We start from the raw sequence: 26307 nt of genomic DNA on the forward strand, positions 1-26307 counted from the left end.
AGGAATAAATTATACATTATAAATAAAGGAAATGAAAAGTGTATTCACTAAAGAGGCGAAGATCGGACTTGTGACGATCGTAAGTCTGGCGTTATTGTATTTAGGCATTAATTATCTGAAGGGTATTAACCTGTTTCAACCGGTGAACCATTACTACGTATCATTCAGCAACGTAAAGGGGGTGACGATTTCCAGCCCTGTATTTGTGGATGGTTTTAAGGTGGGATTGGTTCGTGATATTATTTATGACTATGATACGACCGGTAAGATCATCGTTGAGGTTAGTTTGGAAGATAAGATGAGGCTGAATAAGGGAAGTTATATAGCGGTTGTCAATACTTTCTTAAGCGGAGCTGAGTTGCATATTCATTTGAACACTTACGTGGATGACTTTTTGAAGCCGGGTTCTACGCTCGAGGGACGAATGGAAGAGGATATGATGCAATCCGTACAGGAGAAGATCTTGCCAAGCGTTGAGAACCTTTTGCCGAAGATCGACACGATTTTGGGTAGCTTACAAACCTTGATCGCTCATCCGGCCTTGGCTCAATCCTTGAATCATATCGAAAAAACGACTAGCAACCTAGAGGTGTCTACCCGTCAGTTGAATCAGATGTTGAGTAAGGATGTACCGGGTATCGTGAATAACTTGAAGACGATGACGGATAATTTCTCGGAGGTGAGCGCCAACTTGAAAGAATTGGATTTGGCTACAACGGTCAATTCCATCAATGCGACCTTGGCGAACTTGAAGTTGACTACGGATAAATTGAACTCGACGGATAATAGCATCGGCTTATTGTTGAACGACAAAGGATTGTATGATAATCTGAACAGCACGATGGACAACGCCTCCAAGCTATTGCTAGATTTGAGGGAGAATCCGAAAAGATACGTCCATTTCTCTGTTTTTTGATTATGTTAAAAAATCATAGTATAAAAGACGTTATTTAGAATCATTCTAATTAGACAAAAAGTTAGGGGACTCCTGCTGATTATACGCATAAGGCCTTTAGGTAAAGTGAGATAGATACTTCCTGAGGCCTTATTCCGTCACCGGACGTCAGCGTTTACGCTTTTGTAGAGGTCTCTAAAATAAAGGGTTTTTGAACGTTGGTCGATCTAAATAGCAGTAAATCAGATAGGTATTAGTAACTATCTGAATCTAAAAGGGATATTGAAAATTCATATTTACCAAACAAAATAGCACTTTTTTTTTCGGAATTAATTTCTAAACTTTGTAGTCCGAATGTAAAAAGTATTAGTGGGAGAGAAAGAAAACATGCAGACTGATTATCAAACATTGTGGAATAAGTGCCTTGCGGTCATAAAGGATATTGTGCCTAAGGCAGCTTTTGACACATGGTTCGTACCTATCGTTCCGTTATCATACGAAGACAAGAAGTTTACCATACAGGTGCCTAGTCAATTCTTCTATGAGTATCTGGAAGAGAAGTATGTTAATGTTTTGAAAGTTACATTGTATCGTGTAATCGGTCAAGGAACCATTCTTAACTACCGTATCATGGTGGATAAGACCACTGGTGGTACGGTTGATTATCCGGCGGAGAATGCTTCCACCGCTGTAAAGAAAGTCACTCCCAAGGACGCTAACAAAGCTCCGAATCCTTTTATGACGACTGCTCCGCAGGATTTGGACCCTCAGTTGAACCCGAAGTATAATTTTGATAATTATTTCGAGGGTACGAGCAATAAGCTGGTTCGTACGGCGGGTGAGGCTGTTGCCCAGAATCCGGGAAAGACTACGTTTAACCCGTTGTTTATTTTTGGTCCGTCAGGAGTGGGTAAAACTCACTTATGCCATGCGATCGGAACTCGTATCCGGGAGTTGCATCCGGAAAAGAAAGTGTTATATGTATCTTCGCATTTGTTCCGGGTACAGTTTACAGATGCTATCCGTAAGAATACGACTAATGACTTCTTGAATTTCTATCAAAATATCGATGTGCTGCTGTTGGATGATATACAGGAGTTGATCGGTATGGATAAGACTCAAAATACATTCTTCCATATTTTCAACCACTTGCACCAGTTAGGTAAGCAGCTTATCTTGACTTCTGATAAACCTCCTGTGGATTTGCAAGGGATGGAAGAGCGCTTGATCACCCGTTTAAAATGGGGATTGACGGCTGAGTTGAGCCGTCCGGATCTGGATCTACGTAAAAAGATACTGAAGAATAAGATCAACCATGACGGAATCATGATTCCGGATGAGGTCTTTAACTTTATCGCTAATAATGTGACGGAGAATGTCCGTGACTTAGAAGGTATTCTCGTCTCTTTAATGGCTAATGCGGTTATCAATAATCGTGAGATCGATCTGCCGTTGACGAAACGTGTGGTTAGCCAAGCGGTTCGGTTGGAGAAGAAACAGATCTCCGTACAGATGATTCAGGAGATCGTTTGCAAGTATTTCAACTTGGAGCAATCGGTTATCCAGACTAATTCCCGTAAACGTGAGATCGTGCAAGCCCGTCAGATCACGATGTATTTGGCGAAGAAATATACGGACTCCTCTTTTTCCCATATTGGAAAGATCGTAGGAAAGAAAGACCATGCGACGGTCTTGCATGCTTGTAAGACGATCAAAGACCAGATTGAGACTAGTAAGTCTTTCCGGTCTTCCGTAGAGGAAATCGAGGTCTTGCTCAAGAACTAAATTAAGAATCCCTATATAGTAGGATAAGGACGTCTCTCTAAAGAGGCGTCCTTCTTTGTTTTGGGAGATCCGTGTAAGTGTTAAGTTTTCTTTTTGGAAAACTATTTGATGTTTAGTTTTGTTTAAGTAATTGAAAATGTGGGGTTGCGAGTTTGGTTTTGGAAAACTTTTCAATAAGTATTCTTTTTAACGTAGGGTAATTTGGATAACTGGTAAAGTATGCGTAAACTTGCAGTCGCAAAATAAATATAATAATTGTGGATCGTAAAACTTACACTTTTGACGAAGCGTTTAAGGCTTCATTGGATTACTTTACCGGTGACGAGCTCGCCGCTAAAGTATGGGTAAATAAATATGCCTTGAAGGATGCGTTTGGAAATATCTATGAGGAATCTCCGAATGATATGCATCATCGCTTGGCAAGTGAGATTGCCCGTGTGGAAAAAAAGTATCCGAATCCGTTGTCGGAACAAGAACTTTTCGACCTGTTTGATCATTTCCGCTACATCGTTCCGCAAGGAAGTCCGATGACGGGAATTGGCAATGATTATCAAATTGCCTCACTCTCTAATTGTTTTGTTATCGGATTGGACGGGCAAGCGGATTCGTATGGTGCGATTATTCGTATTGACGAAGAACAGGTACAATTAATGAAGCGCCGTGGTGGTGTAGGCCATGATCTTTCGCATATCCGCCCGAAAGGTTCTCCGGTTAAGAATTCCGCGTTGACTTCTACCGGGTTGGTTCCGTTTATGGAACGTTATTCGAATTCCACCCGTGAGGTGGCCCAAGATGGCCGTCGTGGAGCTTTGATGCTGAGCGTTTCTATTAAACATCCGGACTCGGAGGCGTTTATCGACGCTAAGATGACGGAAGGTAAGGTTACAGGTGCAAATGTATCTGTGAAGATTGATGATGATTTCATGAATGCCGCGGTTAATGGCGGTACCTATAAGCAACAATATCCAATTGATTCGGATTCTCCCGTTTATGTGAAGGATATCGATGCTTCTGGCTTATGGAAAAAAATTATTCATAACGCTTGGAAATCCGCTGAACCGGGTGTGTTATTCTGGGACACGATCTTACGTGAGTCTGTACCAGACTGCTATGCGGATCTGGGGTTCCGTACGGTTTCCACGAATCCTTGTGGCGAGATACCTCTTTGTCCGTATGATAGTTGCCGTTTGTTAGCAATCAATTTATATTCATATGTGGTAAATCCGTTCACTCCGGACGCTTATTTCGATTATGATTTGTTCAAGAAGCATGTAGGTTTGGCCCAGCGGATTATGGATGATATTATTGATTTGGAGTCGGAGAAGATCGAGATGATCTTGGCTAAGATCGACTCGGATCCGGAATCCATGGAGGTAAGACAAACAGAGCGTCATTTGTGGGAAAAGATCCAACGAAAGACTTTGCAAGGACGTCGTACAGGTGTGGGTATCACGGCGGAAGGCGATATGATTGCCGCTTTAGGTTTGCGTTATGGAACAGAAGAAGCAACCGATTGTGCGGAACTTATACAAAAGACATTAGCTTTGGCCGCATATCGTTCATCCGTAATGTTGGCGAAAGAACGTGGTGCCTTTGAGATATTCGATGCGAAGCGTGAGGAAAAAAATCCGTTCATCAACCGTTTGCGTGAGGCTGATCCTGCTTTATATGAGGATATGTTGAAATACGGCCGTCGTAATATCGCTTGCTTAACAATCGCTCCGACAGGAACGACTAGCTTGATGACACAGACCACTTCCGGTATAGAGCCGGTATTCTTGCCGGTATATAAGCGCCGCCGCAAAGTAAACCCGAACGATTCCGAGGCTCGTGTGGATTTCGTGGATGAGACAGGCGACGCTTTCGAGGAGTATATCGTATTCCATCATAAGTTTGTAACGTGGATGCAAGCGAATGGTTATTCGGCAAGTAAGAAATATACACAAGAAGAAGTGGAGGAGCTAGTTGCTAAGTCTCCTTATTATAAAGCGACTTCCAATGATGTCGATTGGTTACAAAAAGTCCGTATGCAAGGACGCATTCAGAAATGGGTGGACCATTCTATCAGCGTAACGATCAATTTGCCGAACGATGTAAGTGAGGAGTTGGTAGACTCTTTGTATGTTGAGGCATGGAGATGCGGATGTAAAGGATGTACTGTTTATCGAGATGGTTCTCGTTCCGGTGTCTTGATTGCGACAGATAAAAAGAAGAAAAAAGAGGATTGTAACTGCATGCAACCACCGGTTATCGTATCTACCCGTCCTCGTGAATTGGATGCGGATGTGGTAAAATTTCAGAATAACCGTGAGAAATGGATCGCTTTCGTCGGCTTGTTGAATGGCCGTCCGTATGAGATCTTTACCGGTTTGGCCGATGATGACGAGGGTATCATGTTACCTAAAAACGTTTCTAAAGGTACGATCATCAAGAGCTATGATGAGGATGGTAATAAGCATTACGACTTCCAGTTCAAGAATAAACGCGGTTATAAAATGACAATCGAAGGTTTGGATGGCAAGTTTAATCCGGAATATTGGAACTACGCTAAATTGATCTCCGGTGTGCTCCGTTACGGAATGCCTATTGATCAGGTTATAAAACTGGTACAGGGTATGGAGTTGAATAGCGAGTCTATCAATACTTGGAAGAATGGCGTGGAACGGGCCTTGAAGAAATATTTACCGAACGGCATGGAAGCGAAAGGGCAGAAATGTCCGAACTGTGGGTTGGAGACCTTAATTTATCAAGAAGGTTGTTTGATCTGCACGAATTGCGGAGCCTCTAAATGCGGTTAAATAATTGACTAAATCTATATACCATGAAAGTCACTTTTAATATAAACTTCCATACCGTTTGGGGACAGAAGTTATGTGTAGTGGGCTCCATACCGGAATTAGGCTCTTGGGAACCTGCTTTGGCTAAGGAGATGAATTACTCTGGGGATGGAAACTGGAAACTGGAACTGGATCTTCCACCCGATATAAAAGATATAGAATATAGATATTTCTTAAGTGTTAATGATAAGCAGATCTTTGAGGAGTGGGAGAAGAATCACCGGATTGTATTGGATGGACAATCTGATTCTTACATCCTTTATGATTATTGGCAAATCCGTCCGGATAATCTAGCCTTTTATTCTTCTGCTTTCACCAAAAGTTTATTCGCTCATCCCTGCAATACACATGAGAGGGTCGTTAGAAGTGGAAGAAAATTGGTGATAAAGATATCCGCTCCCCGGGTGGAAAAGAATCAGTGTGTAGCCATTACTGGAAATCAAGAATGCTTAGGTAACTGGCATCCGGACAAGGCTTTATTGTTGAGTTGCGATACTTTCCCGGAATGGCATATTGATTTAGACGCTGCGGAGATACGGTATCCTTTAGAATATAAATTTTTGGTTTGGGATAATGATTCCCGTCAACCTTTGTATTGGGAGAGTGATGAGAATCGTATTCTAAGTCTTGTTCCCCAGAAACAGGGTGAGACCGTTGTTATATCTGGTCTTTACTTCCGGGATAGCTTACCGTTATGGCGTTGTGCCGGCTCGGTTATCCCCGTCTTTTCCTTGCGCTCGGAAAAGAGCTTTGGGGTAGGTGATTTGGGAGATTTACACATGTTGGTGGATTGGGCTAGAAAGACGCACCAACGTATCATTCAAGTATTACCTATGAATGATACGACAATGACCCATACTTGGGTGGATTCCTATCCGTATAGCGCTATTTCTATTTATGCCCTTCATCCCATGTATGTGGATTTATCGGCTTTGGGGACCTTGCAAGATCCGGAGAGAGCTGCTTTTTATGCAGGGAAGCAAAAAGAATTAAACGCAAAAGATACGGTTGATTACGAGGAAGTACTGAAATATAAATTGGGTTATTGTCAAGAATATTTCGGAGGGGAGGGTAAGGCCGTATTAGATACGCCGGAGTTTAAAGAGTTCTTGGCGCAAAATGAGTCATGGTTGATGCCTTACGCTACTTATTGCTTCTTGCGGGAAAGTTATGGGACATCTGATTTCTCTCAATGGCAAGGTAATTCTATTTACAATAAGACACGTGTCCGGGCTCTTTGCCGGGAAGAGAGTGACGCATGGCCGGAGATCTCGTTCACTTATTTCTTGCAATATGTATTGCATAACCAATTCAAGTCGGTATCGGATTATGCCCGTAAGAATGGAGTTGTATTGAAAGGTGATTTACCCATTGGCGTGAGCCGCACTAGTGTAGAGGCTTGGACGGAACCGAAATATTTTAATATGAATGGTCAAGCGGGTGCTCCCCCCGATGACTTTTCCATGAACGGTCAGAACTGGCTGTTCCCGACTTATAACTGGGATGCGATGGAGAAAGATAATTTCTCTTGGTGGAAAAAACGCTTCGCTAAGTTAAGTGATTATTTCGATTGTTTCCGTATAGATCACATCTTGGGATTTTTCCGAATATGGGAGGTTCCTTGTGAATATGTGCAAGGGCTTTGTGGTCATTTCAATCCAGCGTTGCCGTTCTCGAGAGAAGAGATCGAGCAGTATGGATTGAATTTTAACGAGTCTCGTTTCACGACCCCACATATCAATAGACAATTCTTATCGGAATTGTTTGAGGAAAATACAGAAGAGGTGATAGGTGCTTATTTGGCACAATCCTCCTCCCGGCATTATGTGTTAAAACCGTTCTGTGATACGCAAAGGAAGATTGAGGCGTTGTTTGCGGATAAGGCGGATCCAGTTTCCCTACGGATCAAGAATGGCCTGTTTACGATTGCGAATGAGGTATTATTTCTTCGTGACCCAAGAGAGACCGATAAGTTCCATCCCCGGATCTCGGCGAATCAATCCTATATCTATCGGGAATTGAGTGGTTCCGACCGTTATGCGTTCGATCAGTTATACTGGCATTTCTTCTATCATCGCCATAATGATTTTTGGAAGGCGCAAGCGTTTAAGCGTTTGACACCGTTGGTCGCGTCCACGGAGATGTTGGTTTGTGGAGAGGATCTAGGTATGATCCCCGCCTCTGTTCCCGAGGTTATGAATAAGTTGCAAATACTAAGCCTTGAGATTGAGCGTATGCCGAAGAGTCCGCAGCGGGAATTTTCCGATATGTTTAATTTGCCTTATCATTCCGTTTGTACGACTTCTACACATGATATGACTCCTCTTCGTAATTGGTGGAAAGAAGATCCGGAGAAGACACAGCGTTATTACAACCATGTATTGCAACGGATCGGTGAGGCCCCGGATGAATGTACGGCTGAAATTGTTGCCCAGATTATTTCTAATCATTTGAAGACTCGTTCCATGCTGACGATTATTCCGTTGCAGGATTGGTTTGCTATGGATGATTCTATCAAGCGAAAGGATATAGAATCCGAGCGTATTAACGTTCCTGCGAATTCAACGCATTATTGGCGCTACCGGATGCATATTACGTTGGAACAGCTTTTACAGGCTGATAACCTGAATAATAAGATAGTCTCGTTGATAAAAGAGGCTGGACGAAAATAAGAAAGACTAAGGGCCGTATCGAAAAGTGCGGCCCTCAGTCTATTTGTCCGCTTTCTTTTTCTCGGAACACATCGAGCAGGCTCCGTTGAACCGTGCGTTTGGTTCGATCTCTAGGGATTGGGTATATATATCTCCCTTGATAATTGCTGTTGATTTTAGAATAAGCTTTGCGCTTGCTTTTACGGAGCCATCTACCTCACCGAGAATCTCAGCATTCTCGGATACGATATTGCCTGTTACGCTACCTTTGGGGCCGATAACGATCTTGCCGTTGCAACTGATATCTCCCTCTACTTTTCCATCCAAGCGAAAGTCTGTCTCTGTGATAATATTACCCTTTATCGTTGTCCCCGCAGCCAAGGCGTTGTGTAATCCGCCTGCGGAATTTTCATCTTTTTGTTTTATTCCCATCATAATGTGTTGTTACTTGGTTGACAAATATAAGACTATTTTTTTGCAGGAAGGTTTACTTTCTATACATTTACAGATAAATTAAAAGATTATGACAACAAAGATTGAATTACGAAGGATGACATTCTATGCCTATCATGGCGTGGCACCCCAAGAGACCCGGGTTGGGAATACTTTTATCGTAGATTTGATACTGACAGCTCCGTTGGAGAACGCGGTATGGAGCGACGATTTAAGCGATACGATCAATTACGCCACAGTATATGAAACCGTGAAAGCAGAAATGGCTATCCCCTCGAGACTTCTCGAGCACGCGGCGGGGCGTATCTTGAAGGCTTTGAAAGAGAGATTTCCACAGATCACGGAGGTGGAACTTGTCTTGTCTAAATTAAATCCTCCGTTTGGCGGAGATATTCATAGTGCTTCGATAATTCTTAAAGAAAGCTTTCTTTCTGTTTAGAAACTTTTATTTACCTTCGCGTTTGTAAAGAAGTGATGCGATATACGATATACTAAAAGCACAAATACGATAACATTATGGCATTTACCAACAACGTAATGATTGTTCGTCACGGATTGCTGGCGAAGTTAGTAAAGCTCTGGAAAGAAAACCGTCTTCTAGAAGAAATTGATCGCTTGCCGATCGAGTTGAGTCCCCGAAAATCGAAAGTGAGGGGCCGTTGCTGTGTACATAAGGAACGTGCCGTCTGGAAATACAAAACCTTGCCTTTGCTTGGTTTTGATATGCAGGACGAGGAAGATGAGTTGACACCGCTTTCAGAGTATGCGAAGCGTGCCTTGTTCCGCTCGGAGAATAAGAAGGAAAATATCATGTGTGTAGTGGATGAGGCGTGTTCCTCTTGTGTCTCCGTGAATTATGAGATCACGAATCTTTGCCGGGGGTGCGTGGCTCGTAGTTGTTATATGAACTGCCCGAAGGACGCTATCCGATTCAAGAAAAACGGTCAGGCCGAGATTGATCATGAAACTTGTATCAGCTGTGGTAAATGCCACCAAAGCTGTCCGTACCATGCCATCGTTTATATCCCGATCCCTTGCGAGGAAGTTTGTCCGGTTAAGGCGATCAGCAAGGACGAGTATGGGGGGGAGCATATCGACGAGTCTAAATGTATATATTGCGGTAAATGTGTGAATGCTTGTCCGTTCGGTGCTATCTTCGAGATCTCGCAAGTATTCGATATCTTGCAACGCTTGCGGAATAAGGAACAGATGGTAGCGATTGTCGCTCCGTCTATCTTAGCTCAGTTTAGCGCTCCGAAGGAAAAAGTGTATGGCGCTATCAAGTCCTTGGGATTCGAGGAAGTGGTCGAGGTGGCGCAAGGCGCTATGGAAACCACCCGTCATGAGGCGGAAGAATTGATCGAGAAATTGAAAGAAGGACAACCGTTCATGACCACTAGTTGCTGTCCGTCTTACGTGCAATTGGCCGAGAAACATATCCCGGATTTAAAGAAATACATCTCTTCTACTGGATCTCCGATGTATTATACGGCCCGTATCGTGAAGGAAAAATATCCGGATGCGAAGATCGTGTTTGTTGGCCCGTGCGTGGCGAAACGAAAAGAGGTGAAACTAGATCCGTGCGTGGATTTTACACTTACGTTTGAGGAAGTAGGCTCCGTATTGGAGGGATTGGGTATCAAGATCGAGGAGGCCCAGCCTTTCTCCGTATTATTTAACGCTGTCCGTGAGGCGCATGGCTTCGCCCAAAGTGGTGGTGTGATCAACGCCGTTAAGGTTTATTTGAAGGACGAGAACGTAAATGCCGTGCAGGTAGCCAACCTGACAAAGAAAAATGTGGCATTATTACGCGCTTACGCTAAAACCGGAAAGGCTCCCGCGCAGTTTATAGAAGTGATGGCTTGCGAGGGCGGTTGTGTGACCGGTCCTTGTACGCACGCCGATAAGACTGCCGGACAAAAGCAGCTTATTAAGGAGCTTACTAAATTCTAGACAAAATGATTAAAAAATTGGCTTTATTTGTCTCCTTGACGGGAGTTTTTCTATGTACCGCTTCTTGCGGACATAAAGAATTACCGTCGATGGGAGATTATTCCGTACAGGTATTTAATGATACCCGCATACGTTTCGCTCCGGATGTATATCCCGCCGCTTTTAACGCTCCGGGACCGGACAGTATCTATCATTTGGTGAATGGCCGTATTATCTTGAAGAAGGTAACATTGCCGAAATATAAGCGAAACGTTTCCGTCAAACTCCGGGTTACGGTAGCTTCGAATGGAGATCGCTGGGATAAATCCGGGTCTTGTTTTGTATTGCCAAATGCCTCGGGCATTAATTTGTTGAATATCGCTAAAGGCGAGAAGGAGTTTCCTGCGGTGGATAGCGTGAAACTGGAGAAGATGATCGGTATCATCCCCGGGACGGATTATCAACCTACCGTGGAATTGATGCGTTTCATGACTCCGTTCGGAGTAGGGCATTACAGTAGTCCCGAGGATAGCTTGACGAAACATCGTAAACCGGTGTATGTCGACCATTGGGAAGATAGCGTAAGCTGGGAGCAAGACATAACCGATTTGTATCCTCTTTTGGAAGGTGGTGCTTATGTTGGAATCTTTATCGATACATGGACACCGGAAGGATACGTCGCAAGCATGACGATTGATGTGGATGAGTCCGATCTGACTTGCGACGCTTTGCCGAAGAAACATGTAGAGCCGTTGATGAATACGGTTTATTATATCGGGCAGGAATATCCGGATATATTCGCCCGGAAGGACGTGTCATTGGATTTTGATATTCCTCAAGGCGCACGTGATGTCCGTCTGAAATATATCGTTACGGGACATGGCGGTCATTCCGGCGGGGATGAGTTCGTGGAAAAACAGAATATTGTTTCCGTTGATGGAGTTCCAGTCTTGGATTTTGTTCCTTGGCGTACGGACTGCGCTTCTTTCCGTCGTTTTAATCCGGCTACCGGGGTTTGGTTGAGAAAGCGTCTGGCTTCCTATATCACCGAGAAGGGATATTCGGAGAAAGAAGTAGAGGAACCCTTGGCGTCTTCGGATCTTTCCCGCTCTAATTGGTGTCCCGGATCGGATGTGATACCGGAAGAGGTAGCGTTGAAAGATATCCAACCCGGCCATCATACGCTGACGGTGAGTATTCCGGAAGCGGCAGAAGTGGATGGGAATAAGCTGAATCATTGGTTGGTCTCAGCCTATTTGGTCTGGGATGAGTAAATAATGTGATAATATGTTATGTACCAATGTGCCAATCATTCTCTCTTCAACTAATTGGCATATTGGCACATTAGCCAATTAAAAAATTATTGATATGGAAGACTTGTTACCTTTCGCCCTATTATGTTTCACTTCGTTTTTTACGTTGACCAATCCACTCGGTACGATGCCGGTTTTCTTGACCATGACCAATGGTATGAATGACCATGAACGGAAAGCGATTGTCCGAAGGGCCACGATCGTGTCGTTCATCACCTTGATGGTTTTTACTTTCTCCGGTCAGTTCCTGTTTAAGTTCTTTGGTATCTCCTCAAACGGCTTTCGCATAGCTGGCGGCTTTATTATCTTCAAGATCGGGTTTGATATGCTTCAGGCACGCTATTCCAACGCAAAGTTGAAAGAGGAAGAGGTGAAAACCTATGCGGATGATATATCCATTACTCCTCTGGCGATTCCGATGTTGTGTGGTCCGGGAGCGATCGCCAACGCAATCATGCTTATGGATGACGCTTCGACATTCACCTTAAAGGGTACGTTGATCGGAATAATCGCATTGGTCTATTTTATCACATTCTTGATCTTGCAAGCTTCTACCCGGCTGGTACGTATATTGGGAGAGACTGGAAATAACGTGATGATGCGTTTGATGGGATTGATACTGATGGTGATCGCCGTGGAATGTTTCGTAAGCGGATTGAAGCCTATCTTGATCGATATCTTGCGTGAGGCGATGGGCTAACAAATTACCAGACCAGCTTCTTTCTGCGATGGGCGCTAAATATTGGAATAACCTTTTCTTATCCTCATCGCAATCGGAGATATTTGCTTTCCAGATAAGTCGCTCTGCTTGGAACGGGAGATACGATATGATATCATGGGTGTGTGTTGTCCCGTTTGAGATCGTGATCTTCTTGGATTTAGCATACAGGTTCATATCCTTCATTTTTTGCTGTCCTTCAGGTGTCGTATCATGAACTTCTTGTGTGAAATGAAGTCTGTTTATTTTTAACATGGCTAGGTGATCGATCAATTCTTTGAGATTATCCTTCGAGATGAGAGTGAAAGGTGTGTGTATTGCCACGGTCCGATTGCTGTATCGGGGGCCATCTAGTATGGTCATTCCCGGTACGTTCCATTGAATATTCTCTACCTGAGTTTGGCTGTTTATTGCTGGAGGAAGCAGAAAACGTAAGGTTTGCATTGCGTAAAAGAAACCTTTTTGTCCGGATGCTTTTATTAGAATACAAGAGGGGGCTATATTCAGTTTATAATGTTCGGTCGCTAGTTCTCTATCTGTGCGGAATATGATATTGGCTCGTTTGTCTTGTATTTTTATTTCCGGGGTGAATCCGGCGGAAAGCGTGAACAGATCGGTCAACTCCCGAGCGATCATAGCCTGTTTTTCATTTTCTACACTGATGAGAGTTGCCTTATTGAAGGTGAAATCACCTTTGTCTGATACACTTTGCAAGGGGAAAGGAATGATCTCCGGTTTTTCGTCCGGAAGGAAACATTTTACAAGTATCATAACCAAAATAATAAAATATATACCTGTTGTACGTAACATAAGAATAATTTTTAATGATATGCTTTTTTGTTTAATTTTTCACTTGCTGCAAATCTATGCTTTAAGGATATTTTCTTGGGTCCAAAATCGTCCGTGAAAATTCAAAAAACGTTTTTTTATACTCTGCAAGCCTTATATTTCGGACGATTTAGTATTTTTGCCGAACAATGGGTGATATACAACTATGCGAGTATTTTGGAGGTTTTTACAATTATATCTATTGCTGTTTTTTGTGTGTTTAGCGGAGTCTCTTTATGCAGCTCCTAAGTATTATTTTAAACAAATTTCTTTGGAAAACGGATTATCGCAGTCTTCCGTAAAATGTGTACTGGTAGATGAAAGAGGTGTTATGTGGATTGGTACCCGGTTTGGGTTGAATCGTTTCGATAGGGAAAAGATTACCGTTTATCAGGAGGAGAGGGAGAACCCGCATTCTCTTCCTTATAATGATATAGTTTTTTTGGAGGAAGATGCGGAAGGAAATATTTGGGTGGGGACTAGTCGCGGATTGGCATGTTTCGAACGTGATACCCAAAAATTTATACGTCAGGAAATAGACGGGCAACCTATGGTCGCTGCTTGTAGCCTCCTCATGCCGGAAGGAATCTATTTTTTAGGGAAGCAAGGTGTTTTTTGTTATTCCTATGCGGAAAAGAAAATGATCCGGTGTAAGTTCAAGGAAAGTCCGTTTGATTTTTCGCCTAATTATGTTTATTTGTATGACGAAAAAGAGAGGAAGGTCATTCTGTCTTTTCTGGAAAAAGGGCTTTGGTGGTATTCGCTAGACACCGGAGATCTGGAACGTGTGTCGTTTATCCCCAAAGGGAATATCCCCTCCATGTATATAGATTCATTCAAGAGAATATGGGTGGCTATCTATAATAAAGGTGTTTTTTGTTATGATCGAGAGGGGAGATTGCAGGAGCATTTGGAAACCCCGGAGAGATTGACTCATAATATCGTGCAAGATATGTGCGAGAAAGATGGCGAACTTTGGCTGGCGACGGACGGAGGTGGTATCAATATATATAATTACAAAAATAAGACCGTAAGAGCGATTATGCATCTTCCGGGCGATCGCCATTCGTTGCCGGTAAATTCTTTCGCCTGTCTGTATATCGATGATGAGGATAATGTTTGGGCGGGCAGTATCAGGGGAGGATTGATCGGCATTAAACCTGTTTTTATGACGACTTATCGGGATGCTCCTCCCGGGGCTTCTTACGGTTTGAGTTTTCAGTCGGTCACTTCCATGTATGAAGATCGTGATGGGAAAATCTGGGTAGGAACGGATGGGGGAGGTCTTGACTTGTTTGATCCGCAAAAAGAGACTTTCCGGAAATATCCTCAGACTGCGGGGATGAAGGTGGTGTCTATCATGCCGTATAGCGATTCAGAATTGTTGTTATCTTTGTTTGGTGTAGGGCTTTATCATTTTAATAAAAATACAGGAGAATGCCGGGAGTTTTTGTTAAATTGGGGGCATGTGCGAAAGGATTTATTCTTACGAGGTAATTCGATTCGTTTATTTCCTTTAGACGAGGACTGTTTTTGTCTTTTATCCGATAATCATTTGTCTGTGTATAATCGGCGGAAACAACAATTTGAGTCTTTACCGGAAGATCTGTTACCGCAAAGTTTGCTTGCGCCCCGTTTCATACAAGGCGATTCTTGTTACATAAGTTCTTCCGCGGCTTTGTATGTGTTGGATATCCCGCATAAGCAACTACGTCCGTTATTTGTGAGGAATGAGGATATCGGTACGATACTTGCGGTAAAACAAGATAAAGATAACCGTTTTTGGTTGGGGACATCTTCCGGTCTATATGTTTATGACCGTCTCTCGGAAAGATTGGACACGGTTGATCAGGATCGTTTTATTGGGGTAACGTCTCTTGCGTTTGATCGTTCTGATCGCCTTTGGATAAGTACTCATGAAGGGTTGTATGCGTATGTACCGGATGAGAAGCGTGTAATCGTTTTTGGGGAATCTGACGGTGTCTTTACACGTGAGTTTCTTCCGGAACCTGCTTTTGAGGCTTCTTCCGGTAATATTTATATTTCTGGGGTGGAAGGGCTGGTTAGGATACGGCCCGACTATGACATTCATGAGGAAGAGGATTTTTCTGTAAGCATGATTAATTTGGCTTTAGATGGGGCTCCGATTCATCCCGATGGTATATCCGGGGAACAGGCTATTTCCATTCCGTGGGATTATGTTTCTTTTGGGTTAAGTGTTATCGTGAAAGAGAAAGATTTGATGCGGAAGAAATTATTCCGTTTTTACATCAAGGGAGACCGTGAGGAGTTGTTGGAGACTTCAAGCCATGCATTTACATTTCCGGCGCTTTCTCCGGGCAACTATGAATTATGGGTTTCCTATAGCAAGAAGAATGGAGACTGGAGTGTTCCTTTGAGATTATTGACAGTAGATGTGGAGCCTCCTTTGTGGAGACGCGCTTGGTTCCTGATCGCGATGGGGGTGATTGTGTTTGCGGCAATTGGAGGGATGATCTGGTCTGTCATGCGACGCAAAGAACGGAAACTTGCTTGGGCTATGAAAGAACATGAACGAAAGTTTTATGAGGAAAAAGTCCGTTTCATGGTGAACATCAGCCATGAATTACGTACGCCGCTTACTTTGATCTATGCTCCGCTCAAACGTTTGCTGAAATCCGGAAAGGTGACGGATAAAGATGTATCCCGGCAATTGGATGGTTTGTTGTTGCAAACTTGCCGGATGCGGGAGATCGTCGATATGGTGCTCGATGCCCAGAAGTCTGATACGAACGGCGATGTTATGGATATTCGTTTTTACGATCTTAACGATTGGATACGATCGGTAACGGATGATTTTATCATGGAATTCGAAGCCCGTAGGATTTCTGTGCGGTTCCAGTTGGATGCTTCAGTAGAGAAAGTACCCTTTGATACTTCCAAATGCCGTGTCGTTTTATCTAATTTATTGATAAATGCGATGAAATTCAGCGATCCGGATACCTCATTAGTCATTGGTACGGAGCGTATGGATAAGAATGTGCGGGTTTTCCTTGCGGACCAGGGGATCGGATTGAGACATGTGGATATAAACCGTCTTTTTACCTGTTTTTACCAAGGTGAACACGACCGTAAAGGGAGTGGGATCGGGTTGGCTTATGCCCGGAAACTTATAGAGTTGCATGGCGGAAGTATAGGTGCTTACAATAATGAGGATGGAGGTGCCACTTTCTATTTCGACCTTCCTTTCACGCAAGCGTTTGTTGCCGCGGAACCGGATAGGGTTATCGATTTAAGCGTGAAGGGCGCTGACATGCCGGAAACAGATGTGTGCGGAGTACAGGTAGATACGGAGCTTGCTAAATATACATTGTTGGTGGTTGAAGATGAGATAGAGCTGCGTAACTACTTACTCGGTGTCTTGCAGGCAGAGTTTAAGGAGGTTTTTGTAGCCGGAGACGGGGAAGAGGCTTGGGAAATCTTGGGGCAATGTCAGCCGGATATTGTAATCAGTGATGTCATGATGCCTCGGACTGATGGTTTTGAGCTGTGTTACCGAATCAAGAACGACGTAGCGGTTGGCCATATTCCTGTGGTTCTATTGACCGCTAGGGTGGATCAAGCAAGTTCGGTAGAGGGGTATAAATCAGGGGCGGATATCTATTTGGCGAAGCCGTTTGATATAGATTCCTTGTTGGTGATTCTACGGAATATATTGAGACAGCGAGACCTACTTCGTGTGCGTTATCGTGAGTCCGGTTGTCTATTCTCTCCAAAAGAGGATGCGACAAGCAATGCGGACGAACAATTCATGTGTAAATTGAATACGTTGCTTCGGGAGAACTTGAGTAATCCGGATTTGAATGTGCCTTTTATCGCCTCTGCGATGGCGATGAGTAGAACGACGCTTTATAGCAAGTTCAGTCATTTGTCGGATGTCTCGGTTGGTGATTATGTGATTCGGTTTCGTATGGTCGAGGCTTCTCGGTTGCTTTCATCTCATAAGGATATGAGTATTCAGGAAGTAGCGGACCGTGTCGGTTTTTCCAGCGCTCGTTATTTTAGTACGGCTTTTAAACAAAGCTATGGGGTCACTCCAACCGAATATCGTCGAAATAATTAAGTGTTAGTTGCCGATCTCCAAAAACTGAAACCGGAATGTTGGACTATTTGAGAAAAGAGATTGGGTTCCTTCATGATAGCGGTCAATTCAGTACTTCCCGTAATTATTTACGAACATTGAACAGCTTTTCCTCTTTTTTAGAGAATTGTGATATACCTCTCACCGCATTAGACTCCGATACGGCTTGCAAATATGAGAAATGGCTATGGGGAAGGAGAGTGAGTAAGAATAGTAGCTCATTTTATATGAGAATCTTGCGTGCCGCTTATAATAAAGCTGTACAAGAGCAACTTGTGGAGCAAGCTTTTCCTTTTCATGAGGTATATACCGGGATTGCCAAGACATCGAAACGTGCCGTTAGTGAAAAGACCATTTTGAAGTTGCAGAGACTTGACCTGTCTTATTCATCGGCTTTGGCTCTCTCCCGGGATTTCTTTTTTTATCGGGTGGCTTTTTGATATCCATTTTACAGGGATTGATACTTAAAATCTTATATGTTTTTTGCGAACCGGTCTTCTTTTTCTCCTTGGGGGAAGTAAGAAGGCCGGTTTCTTTATCGTCTATTCTTTATCGCTTTGAATGTCCTTTTCCCTTTTAGATAAAATGCCAGAATTAAACTGTCCCGCATAAGTTCCGGGATGGTGCTCAGTGTTCTTTTCTCCAGATTCTCTTTACGCTTAGGCGTATATTCCGGTTTGAGTTGGTGATAGGTTTTTCTTGCCTCATAAACAGCTTTGGCGTTCGCGAAATGTCCTTCCAGCAGGAACTTCGCGGCGGCGATATAGTCCAGCCAAAAGCGGACACACATCACATGCTTTAGATCTTCTTCCCGGGAATTCTTGTAAAGCATCAATAAGCTGTTTCGGAAATTCAAGAAAGTCTTGCGGGGACTTTCCGCGTTCAAGGTGGCTCCACCGACATGGTAAACGATGGATTGTGGGACGCATACCAACCGATATCCCCGGGAACGTAAACGCCAACACATATCGACTTCTTCTTGATGTGCGAAGAATCCGGCATCTAATCCCCCGACTTCCTTATACGTAGCCGTACGAACGAATAAGCAGGCTCCTGTCGCCCATAAGATATCGGCGGGAGTGTCGTATTGCCCCTCGTCCTTTTCCACGATATGCAAGATTCTCCCCCGACAAAATGGATAGCCGTATTTGTCAATGTATCCTCCGGCCGCACCCGCGTACTCGAAGTATTCTTTATTTCGTTGAGCCCGTATTTTGGGTTGGACACAAGCGATTGACGGATCAGAGTCGAGAGTGGCAATCGGGGCATCTAACCAATTGGGAGTAACTTCTACGTCGCTGTTTAATAAAACGCAATATTCATGGTCGAGCCTTTTGAGCGCTTGATTATATCCTTCGGCAAAACCATAATTCTGGTTGAAGGAGATAATGCCGACGGTCGGGAATTTTGCTTTCAACATCTCGATCGAGTCATCGGTAGAACCGTTATCTGCTACGATAACCTCCGCCCATTCCGGAGAGTTGGATACGACGGAAGGAAGGAATTCCTCCATTAGCTTTCTTCCGTTCCAGTTTAAGATGACAATCGCTACTTTTTTCATCCTTGTTGCTCGTGTTTATGTTTCCAACGTTTATGGGTCCATAGCCAGTAGGCCGGATCACGCAAGATCATTTTCTCTAAAAGTCGTGCGTATCGCTCGGTGATGTAATTTTCCGGAGTCTCTTTTGGATTCTCCGTAATCAGCTTCATGTCTACGGTGTAATATCCTCTTTTTACTTTTTGGGTATCGAGGAAGATCACAGGCAGGTTCAGTTTGCGTGCGATACGCTCCGGACCAGTTAATATGGCCGTATCTTGATGAAGGAACTCGGTCCAATAATGCAGGTTCGCCTTGCTGGGTGTCTGGTCCGCCAAGAAGATGACGACAGAGCGGGTCTTGTCTTGTTTTAACTTGATGATATCCCGTATCGTATCGTTTTTCTTGATGCCGAAAGAACCGAATTGCGTCCTGAGGTTGGCGAATAGCTTATCAAAAGCCTTGTTGTTTAACGGACGGTATATCTGATAGATGCGTGAGTCCTCAAAGCGAGTGGTCGAGCCGGAAAACCATTCCCAGTTGCCATAATGCCCCATCGTGAGGATGAAGCAAGTATGGCCTTTCGCCATAAGTTGGTCAACCAATTCCGGGTTCCTCAGATAGGCTCGCTGTTGTATCTCATCCAGAGAGATATGGGCTAGTTTAATCGTTTCTACGATATAATCGGCGAAATGATGATAGAACCGACGTTCTAATTGGCGTAATTCTGCCTTGGATTTATCCGGGAAAGAGGCGGTTATATTACGGCGCACTACTTTTACCCGGTATCCGGCTATCTTATAGATAAGGACATATAGGATGTCTGATAACACGTATAAAGCTCGCATGGGAAGTAAGGCGTGTACTTTTACCCAGCTATAAAGAAAGGCATATTGTATTTTATCCCACATCTTAGTTGACGGTTGATGATTGATTGTTGACTATTAATGCGGTGCGATCCTCATTCCAGCCGCCTAGTACGACTTTGCGGGTCTCATTGACCAAAGCGGCATCATAAGGGATTTCTACCTTTATATAGTTCTCGGTGAAACCGTGCATCTTGCCGTCTTTCTTGGTGTGTTCGAATAAGACATTCGCTTCTTGTCCGATATGGGCCTCATAAAAGGCATGAAGTTTCTGGTCTGAGATATCCAAGAGTTGTTGACTGCGTGCGTGTTTGGTCTTTGGGTCTACTACATAATCGATCTTCAGCGCTTGGGTACCCGGGCGTTCCGAATAACTGAACACGTGCAGTTGGCTTATATCCAAGCTATCGATGAATTGGCGGGCCTCCTCGAAGTACTCGTCTGTCTCGCCACGGGTTCCAACGATTACGTCTACGCCAATGAAAGCATGCGGCATTATTTCCTTGATCTTTTCGATCTTATGACGGAAAAGAGCAGTGTTGTAACGGCGGCGCATTAATTGCAAGACAGCATCGCTGCCGCTTTGTAAAGGGATATGGAAATGAGGAGCGAAACGTTTGCTATGGGCCACGAAATCTATGGCCTCGTCGGTAATCAGATTCGGCTCGATGGAAGAGATACGATATCGTACGATTCCATCTACCTCATCCAAAGCCCGGATTAAGTCGATAAAGGTCTCGTCGGTACTTTTGCCGAAGTCCCCGATATTTACGCCTGTCAATACGATCTCCTTACCTCCTTTACGAGCGACTTCCTGCGCCTGTTCCACCATGCTGGCGATCGTCCCGTTCCGGCTTCTTCCACGGGCGAAAGGAATGGTACAATAGGAGCAATAATAATCGCATCCATCTTGTACTTTCAAGAAATGACGTGTACGGTCATCGGCCGAGCAAGAAGGGGAGAAGGAACGTATATCCTTGCTTTGTGAGGCGATAACAGTTCCTCCGTGTTCTTTCTTCTCCAGATTCTCCAGATATTGAAGGATCTCTAATTTCTGTTCGGCGCCAAGAACCAAGTCAACGCCTTCTATATGGGAGACTTCCTCCGGCTTCAACTGTGCGTAGCAACCGGTCACCACGATAAAAGCGCCGGGGTGTTGCTTGCTGATCCGACGGATCGCTTGCCGGCACTTCTTATCGGCCAGTTCCGTTACGGAGCAAGTATTCACCACGCATATATCCGCTTTTTCCCCGGGACGCACCTTGCGTACCCCTTGTTCGGCTAATAGCTTTCCAATGGTAGAGGTCTCCGCGAAATTTAGTTTGCAACCCAGCGTATAATAAGCGGCCTTTTTATTGTTAAATACGGTCTGATCTATCATTTTCGATTTAGTTAGAGTGCAAAGGTACTAATTAAGCCCGGATTAGTAAAGAGTTCGGATTGAGATGGACTTAAAAACTCTTTACTATTGCATAAATAGTTTTCCGGAAGCCTATCTATTCTTCTTTACTATTGGATATATTCTACAAACCACGTCGTGGTCTGTGCGATTCACGTCGTGGTCTGTATAAACCATGACGTGGTCTGTAAAAACCATGCCGTGAACTAAGGAATAGATACAGTCAAGCAACATTATTTATGAAGACTTGTTATCGAATAGTCCTTGCTGCGGCCTTGTTTTGTTTATTGTGCCGATAGAGGAAATACGGTAACTAGGGCTCCACTAAGATTAATACCGGATTGTTATCATTCTCGGGTTGCTCCCAATCGATTAGGTAACGGTTGTCGTTTGAGATGTATTTGGGAGTGAAATAGGCTTCTTCGGGAAGTTCAAATGAGTTTTCCGGGTATATGAATTGTACATAGGCTAATTGCTTCTCCGCTATATCATAATATAATGTATAGGTATCTTTATCGGAGAAGTTATGCATATAGAGCCGGTCTCCGATTTGCCCGGGTATGACAGGGATCGTCTTTGTCCTGAACAGGTCGTTTTTTATATCGTCTATCGTGATATTATAACGGAGTTCCTCGGGCGTTCGGTATTTACCTAGATCGAGGACGGCATAAGGAGTTAGCTTCATGTCGTTGGAAACTTTAAATATCGTATCGCAGAACAACTCCTTAAATGCGGCAATCTTATTTCCGTCGAAAGGACGGAACTCATAGGTAAATGTCATGACGAAAGGAGGTTCTGTATAAGATTTATAGTAAGGTATGCTATCCGATATGACTGTATCTTGGCAAAAATAGAACCGAATGGGTGCGTTGCCAGAGAGGTTGGGTACGTGACCTAGGATAACGTTCGTCTTAGGGAGTGGATAAAATCCCCGGATGTTCTTATCCGGAATTTGAATGGTTTGGTGGAATTTCCCTTGCCAATCGTATACCTTTATTCGGATGGGGCTATCTTTTATATAAATAAGATGATCATGAGGTTCTAGTCCGGATATACGACTAAACTCATCCGGACCTCCTCCTTGTTTGCCGATATCGTATAAATATTTTCCTGCCAAGTCGAAAACAGAAGCTCTGTTATCATGCTGCACCAATAGCTTATCGCCGTGTTTAATAATGCGGGAGATGTATTTGATCAAGATTGAGTCATTCGTTTGCAGAGGGATGAATTGGATGGATTTCGCCCATTTCTTTAAGGCTACTTCTTGAGGTTGATGGTCAAAAACAGTTGCTAGGTCAATTGTTATACATTCCTCTGATTTCTCGCTTGTGCCGGTACAAGCGGTTAGTAATATCGCAAATATAATAAGCCATTTATTCATAAAAATATCTTTGTCCTAAAGTTAATAGGACAAAGATATTTAATTTATTTCGAAATATTCGTAATATTATGAAGGTTTTGTACTGTTATTTCCAATCCACTAAGGATGATTTAAAATAGTTCCAATCGGCCTTTTCCCATAAGGGGGCTTGCGCGCCAAGTCTTACTTTATATTCGTCCCAATGTGTGTTCTCTACTTTGGACCAACCTTTTTCGGCGACACCAGCCAAACGGGGCATTAACAGGAATTGCAGATCTCTGAAATTGGTGATCGTCTCGCACCAGATAGCGGCTTCTATACCCGCTACATCTTTTTGAGGATTCTCTACAGTTGGGTTGAAGGTCATCGGGTCCCAGTCGTACATTTCTTGGATCGTTTGTTTCTCATAGGCGGCCATGCCCAGACGTTCTTGCTCCGCGTTTTGGGTGGAGTCCGCACTTGGTTCCAGATATTTATGGTCCAGATAAACGTAACCGCTCGGCGAGAGAATCACTTTCGTTTTTTTGGATATACCAAGTCCCGGATCTTTTGGTGCCTCTTTCATGAATTCTGCGAATAAGGCCATGATCTCTTTATATTCGGCAGGTATATTATCTTTTTTCTTAGAAGAGTCCTCGCTTTTTTGCTTCAGATAAATCCAGTGCTGGATGACATCGCCTTCCGAGATATCCGCACGGGCGGTTTCTTGCCAGCCGACCATTTTCTTTCCATTCTTCAGTACGATTTCCCGTGTCTTATTTATAAAACGGACGAACTTATCATGGGGTAAGCCGATCGCCTCGTCGCCTCCGATATGGATGTAGTTTCCGGGTGCTAAAGCGGCTAGCTCCGCGATAACATCCTCCGTGAATCGCATCGCTTTCGGATCATCTACGTCGAGCGCATTGAAGGCCTGCCCCGGGATGTTAACCTTGGTCTTGAATTTGACAGCGTTCTTGAAGTCTGGATAAGCGGCGAATACGGCAGCTGTATGCCCCGGGATATCTACTTCCGGTATGATCGTGATGAAGCGTTCTTTCGCGTAATTAACGAGATCCTTGAATTCCTCTTGCGTATAATAGCCTCCTTTTCTGCCGTTGTTGGGAAGTTGACCTCCTATTTCCGCTAGCTCGGGATATTTCTTGATCTCGATACGCCAGCCTTGGTTATCGGAAAGATGCATATGCAGTACGTTCATCTTATATAAGGCGATCATATCGATCACTTGTTTCACTTCCTCGGGATCGAAGAAGCAACGAGATACATCGAAAGAAAGCCCACGCCAAGCGAAACGAGGTGAGTCCTTCACTTCCAGTAGCGGTAGATAAATCTTCTCGCCTCCGGATTGTAGATTACCACCCACGATTTGTTTCAAGGTAGTGATACCTCGATAGATACCTTCTAGGGTAGTGGCCTTGATGTAGATGTTTCTCTTTTGGATGGAGAGGGAGTAAGACTCATCTACGGGGACACTATCTTTCGGACTCAATCCATAAGCTTTTGGCAGGTCGGCGAACTCTTTCGGATCTGTCAACTCGAGGAAGATGATGCAATTCGATTCTTTGTCTGAGGCGGAAGCCAGCTTGATGCCGGATAGCTTTTCTATCTCGTTGGATAGCAACTCGCCCATACCCTTTAAGGATTCGTCCGCATAACCGATCTCGATGCCGGGATGGATCGTGAATGTACCTTCGCCTACTGTCATTTGGGCCGGAGCGGGGATAATGCTTACGCTTCTTTCTCCAACATCTGGGGATGAACAGGCGATAAATGTAATAAAACTACAGAGGGTCAATGCCCATGCGAGAGTGATTCTTTTCATTCTTATTTTAAATTTATAGGTTATATCATGGCAAAAGTAAGGATTTGTTTTTACTTTTACGCGAATTTCACAAAAGTGTGCTATGATCAAAGAGAATTTCATTAAGATTTACGAGGAGAGTTTCAAGGAAAACTGGGCCTTGCCGGCATTAACGGATTACGGGAAAAGTAAAACCTTTACTTTCTGTGATGTAGCAACGGAGATCGCACGTATTCATCTTTTATTCCATGAGTGCCAAGTCCGTCGTGGAGACAAGATCGCGTTGATCGGTAAAGACAGCTCCCGTTGGTGCATCGCTTATATGGCGGTTGTTACTTATGGGGCGATTATCGTGCCTATTCTTCAGGACTTTAATCCGAATGATGTACATCATATTATTAATCACTCGGAATCTGTCTTTTTGTTCGTTAGCGATCGGATTTGGGATTCTTTGGAGGAAGATAAGATCGAGGAGGTTCGCGGCGTATTCTCTCTTTCCGATTATCGTTGCTTGCATCAACGGGATGGAGAGAATATCCAGAAGTTGATGAAATCGCTGGATGAGAAGATGACCGAGAAATATCCGGATGGTTTCACCCAAGAGGATATCAAATACGCTGAGCTGGATAATGACAAGGTGGTAGAGATCAACTATACATCGGGTACGACCGGATTTAGCAAAGGGGTTATGTTGACGGGGAATAATTTAGCCGGAAACGTGACGTATGCCCGGACACTGGATCTATTGTTCCGGGGTGAACGTGAGTTATGTTTCCTGCCTCTGGCCCATGCCTATAGTTGCGCTTTCAATTTATTGGTACCCATGGCATTCGGTGTGCATGTCTATTTATTAGGTAAGGTGCCGTCTCCTAAAATCTTATTAAAGGCATTCGAAGAGGTGAAGCCGAACTTGATCTTGATGGTTCCCCTGATTTTGGAGAAGATCTATAAGAAGATGATCCTTCCTCAGTTGAATAAGCGAACCTTGAAGTTGGCTTTGAATATCCCACTGTTGGATTCACGTATCTATGCGCAGATCCGCAAACATTTGGTGGATGCCTTGGGAGGACGTTTCCGTGAAGTGATCGTGGGGGGCGCCGCCATGAATCAAGAAGTAACGGATTTCTTGTATAAGATCAAATTCCCGTTCACGATCGGTTATGGTATGACGGAATGTGGCCCGTTGATCAGTTATGACCATAATAATGAGTATGTGCCCGGTTCTTGCGGACAGATCTTGAAAGGGATCATGAAAGTCCGTATCGATTCGGAAGACCCTTATAATAAGGTAGGCGAGATTCATGTATCGGGCGAGAACGTAATGAAAGGCTATTATAAGAATGATGAGGCAACCCAAAATGTCTTCACGGAAGATGGCTGGCTAAGGACTGGTGATTTGGGTACGATCGATCATGACAACCGTATTTTTATACGTGGACGTAGCAAGACGATGATCTTGGGCGCTAGCGGACAAAATATTTATCCGGAAGAGATTGAATCCAAATTGAACAATTTGCCATTCGTGATGGAGAGTTTGGTCGTGGAGAAAAACGGGAAATTGATCGGGATGGTGTATCCGGATTACGATACGGTGGATAGTACGGGTATCTCGCATACGGATCTTCCAGTTATCATGGAACAAAATAGGATAGAGTTGAACAAGCTCCTGGCTCCTTACGAAACGATCTCGGAGATACAATTGTATCCGACAGAATTCGAGAAAACACCGAAGAAAAGCATTAAGCGTTACCTGTACAGTAATTATTGATAAATAAATAGAAAGCAAACGCAGCTAATATTCAGCATATTGTA

At 43.8% G+C, this 26307-nt stretch carries 17 protein-coding genes and 1 pseudogene; 11 read left to right on the plus strand and 7 right to left on the minus strand.

The window, feature by feature from the left end:
- The first annotated feature begins 31 nt into the window (after positions 1 to 31).
- The 4 genes from ACYIA1_RS01025 (at position 32) to ACYIA1_RS01040 (ending at position 8189) form a co-directional block, all read left to right on the plus strand.
- Positions 32 to 916, plus strand: coding sequence for an MlaD family protein (locus ACYIA1_RS01025; protein ID WP_005855082.1), 885 nt, complete (start codon positions 32 to 34; stop codon positions 914 to 916).
- 366 nt (positions 917 to 1282) lie between these two features.
- Positions 1283 to 2680, plus strand: coding sequence for a chromosomal replication initiator protein DnaA (gene dnaA, locus ACYIA1_RS01030; protein ID WP_008774487.1), 1398 nt, complete (start codon positions 1283 to 1285; stop codon positions 2678 to 2680).
- A gap of 257 nt (positions 2681 to 2937) precedes the next feature.
- Positions 2938 to 5478 carry an adenosylcobalamin-dependent ribonucleoside-diphosphate reductase gene (locus ACYIA1_RS01035; protein WP_005855085.1) on the plus strand — a complete coding sequence of 847 codons (2541 nt, stop codon included), beginning with the start codon at positions 2938 to 2940 and terminating at the stop codon, positions 5476 to 5478.
- A gap of 23 nt (positions 5479 to 5501) precedes the next feature.
- Complete coding sequence (locus ACYIA1_RS01040; RefSeq protein ID WP_480334089.1) at positions 5502 to 8189, plus strand: 4-alpha-glucanotransferase; 2688 nt, start codon at positions 5502 to 5504, stop codon at positions 8187 to 8189.
- Between the two features lie 39 nt (positions 8190 to 8228).
- On the opposite strand, the gene ACYIA1_RS01045 is transcribed toward ACYIA1_RS01040, so the two are convergent.
- Positions 8229 to 8600, minus strand: a complete 372-nt coding sequence (locus ACYIA1_RS01045; RefSeq protein ID WP_480334091.1) for a bactofilin family protein — start codon at positions 8598 to 8600, stop codon at positions 8229 to 8231.
- 91 nt (positions 8601 to 8691) lie between these two features.
- On the opposite strand from ACYIA1_RS01045, the gene folB reads away from it, so the two are divergent.
- From folB to ACYIA1_RS01065, 4 genes are all read left to right on the plus strand, one after another.
- A complete protein-coding gene (gene folB, locus ACYIA1_RS01050; protein WP_005855090.1) occupies positions 8692 to 9060 on the plus strand; it encodes a dihydroneopterin aldolase in 369 nt (122 codons plus the stop codon).
- A 77-nt stretch (positions 9061 to 9137) separates the two neighbouring features.
- Positions 9138 to 10574, plus strand: coding sequence for a monomeric [FeFe] hydrogenase (locus tag ACYIA1_RS01055; protein WP_443899345.1), 1437 nt, complete (start codon positions 9138 to 9140; stop codon positions 10572 to 10574).
- Between the two features lie 5 nt (positions 10575 to 10579).
- Positions 10580 to 11827, plus strand: a complete 1248-nt coding sequence (locus tag ACYIA1_RS01060; RefSeq protein ID WP_048928347.1) for a PNGase F N-terminal domain-containing protein — start codon at positions 10580 to 10582, stop codon at positions 11825 to 11827.
- A gap of 94 nt (positions 11828 to 11921) precedes the next feature.
- A complete protein-coding gene (locus tag ACYIA1_RS01065; protein WP_005865493.1) occupies positions 11922 to 12566 on the plus strand; it encodes a MarC family protein in 645 nt (214 codons plus the stop codon).
- Positions 12567 to 12992: 426 nt separating this feature from the next.
- On the opposite strand, the pseudogene ACYIA1_RS01070 reads toward ACYIA1_RS01065, so the two are convergent.
- Positions 12993 to 13394 (minus strand): annotated as a pseudogene (locus ACYIA1_RS01070) (glycoside hydrolase family 20 zincin-like fold domain-containing protein); the annotation flags it as partial.
- Between the two features lie 184 nt (positions 13395 to 13578).
- Between ACYIA1_RS01070 and ACYIA1_RS01075 the strand changes: the two are divergent.
- Positions 13579 to 17514: a hybrid sensor histidine kinase/response regulator transcription factor gene (locus ACYIA1_RS01075; RefSeq protein ID WP_480334094.1), complete on the plus strand. Its 3936-nt coding sequence runs from the start codon at positions 13579 to 13581 to the stop codon at positions 17512 to 17514.
- Positions 17515 to 17549: 35 nt separating this feature from the next.
- Positions 17550 to 17972 carry a phage integrase SAM-like domain-containing protein gene (locus ACYIA1_RS01080; protein ID WP_480334096.1) on the plus strand — a complete coding sequence of 141 codons (423 nt, stop codon included), beginning with the start codon at positions 17550 to 17552 and terminating at the stop codon, positions 17970 to 17972.
- A gap of 95 nt (positions 17973 to 18067) precedes the next feature.
- On the opposite strand, the gene ACYIA1_RS01085 is transcribed toward ACYIA1_RS01080, so the two are convergent.
- From ACYIA1_RS01085 to ACYIA1_RS01105, 5 genes are all read right to left on the minus strand, one after another.
- Positions 18068 to 19093: a glycosyltransferase family 2 protein gene (locus tag ACYIA1_RS01085; RefSeq protein WP_480334098.1), complete on the minus strand. Its 1026-nt coding sequence runs from the start codon at positions 19091 to 19093 to the stop codon at positions 18068 to 18070.
- Entirely contained in the window at positions 19090 to 19980 is an 891-nt protein-coding gene (locus tag ACYIA1_RS01090) for a lysophospholipid acyltransferase family protein (RefSeq protein WP_087345767.1), read from the minus strand. The genes ACYIA1_RS01085 and ACYIA1_RS01090 overlap by 4 nt, the downstream gene beginning before the upstream one ends.
- Before the next feature lies 1 nt (position 19981).
- Positions 19982 to 21316 (minus strand): tRNA (N(6)-L-threonylcarbamoyladenosine(37)-C(2))-methylthiotransferase MtaB, encoded by a 1335-nt coding sequence (gene mtaB / locus ACYIA1_RS01095; protein ID WP_217934958.1) that lies wholly within the window; start codon positions 21314 to 21316, stop codon positions 19982 to 19984.
- A 331-nt stretch (positions 21317 to 21647) separates the two neighbouring features.
- Entirely contained in the window at positions 21648 to 22715 is a 1068-nt protein-coding gene (locus ACYIA1_RS01100; RefSeq protein WP_005865567.1) for a 6-bladed beta-propeller, read from the minus strand.
- An 85-nt stretch (positions 22716 to 22800) separates the two neighbouring features.
- Entirely contained in the window at positions 22801 to 24516 is a 1716-nt protein-coding gene (locus tag ACYIA1_RS01105) for a family 20 glycosylhydrolase (protein ID WP_480334101.1), read from the minus strand.
- Positions 24517 to 24598: 82 nt separating this feature from the next.
- Between ACYIA1_RS01105 and ACYIA1_RS01110 the strand changes: the two genes are divergently transcribed.
- Positions 24599 to 26263: an AMP-binding protein gene (locus ACYIA1_RS01110; RefSeq protein WP_480334103.1), complete on the plus strand. Its 1665-nt coding sequence runs from the start codon at positions 24599 to 24601 to the stop codon at positions 26261 to 26263.
- Positions 26264 to 26307: the final 44 nt, after the last annotated feature.

It is taken from the genome of Parabacteroides sp. KHUB-02 (genome assembly GCF_056640955.1).

What these genes read in the sequence shown, in the direction of transcription:
- ACYIA1_RS01075 (WP_480334094.1), top strand. Translation starts at nt 13,579, where the DNA reads ATGCGAGTATTTTGGAGGTTTTTACAATTATATCTATTGCTGTTTTTT.
- ACYIA1_RS01105 (WP_480334101.1), bottom strand. Translation starts at nt 24,516, where the DNA reads ATGAAAAGAATCACTCTCGCATGGGCATTGACCCTCTGTAGTTTTATT.
- ACYIA1_RS01090 (WP_087345767.1), bottom strand. Translation starts at nt 19,980, where the DNA reads ATGTGGGATAAAATACAATATGCCTTTCTTTATAGCTGGGTAAAAGTA.
- ACYIA1_RS01085 (WP_480334098.1), bottom strand. Translation starts at nt 19,093, where the DNA reads ATGAAAAAAGTAGCGATTGTCATCTTAAACTGGAACGGAAGAAAGCTA.
- ACYIA1_RS01055 (WP_443899345.1), top strand. Translation starts at nt 9,138, where the DNA reads ATGGCATTTACCAACAACGTAATGATTGTTCGTCACGGATTGCTGGCG.
- mtaB (WP_217934958.1), bottom strand. Translation starts at nt 21,316, where the DNA reads ATGATAGATCAGACCGTATTTAACAATAAAAAGGCCGCTTATTATACG.
- ACYIA1_RS01065 (WP_005865493.1), top strand. Translation starts at nt 11,922, where the DNA reads ATGGAAGACTTGTTACCTTTCGCCCTATTATGTTTCACTTCGTTTTTT.
- folB (WP_005855090.1), top strand. Translation starts at nt 8,692, where the DNA reads ATGACAACAAAGATTGAATTACGAAGGATGACATTCTATGCCTATCAT.
- ACYIA1_RS01025 (WP_005855082.1), top strand. Translation starts at nt 32, where the DNA reads ATGAAAAGTGTATTCACTAAAGAGGCGAAGATCGGACTTGTGACGATC.
- ACYIA1_RS01100 (WP_005865567.1), bottom strand. Translation starts at nt 22,715, where the DNA reads ATGAATAAATGGCTTATTATATTTGCGATATTACTAACCGCTTGTACC.
- ACYIA1_RS01110 (WP_480334103.1), top strand. Translation starts at nt 24,599, where the DNA reads ATGATCAAAGAGAATTTCATTAAGATTTACGAGGAGAGTTTCAAGGAA.
- ACYIA1_RS01045 (WP_480334091.1), bottom strand. Translation starts at nt 8,600, where the DNA reads ATGGGAATAAAACAAAAAGATGAAAATTCCGCAGGCGGATTACACAAC.
- ACYIA1_RS01040 (WP_480334089.1), top strand. Translation starts at nt 5,502, where the DNA reads ATGAAAGTCACTTTTAATATAAACTTCCATACCGTTTGGGGACAGAAG.
- dnaA (WP_008774487.1), top strand. Translation starts at nt 1,283, where the DNA reads ATGCAGACTGATTATCAAACATTGTGGAATAAGTGCCTTGCGGTCATA.
- ACYIA1_RS01060 (WP_048928347.1), top strand. Translation starts at nt 10,580, where the DNA reads ATGATTAAAAAATTGGCTTTATTTGTCTCCTTGACGGGAGTTTTTCTA.
- ACYIA1_RS01080 (WP_480334096.1), top strand. Translation starts at nt 17,550, where the DNA reads ATGTTGGACTATTTGAGAAAAGAGATTGGGTTCCTTCATGATAGCGGT.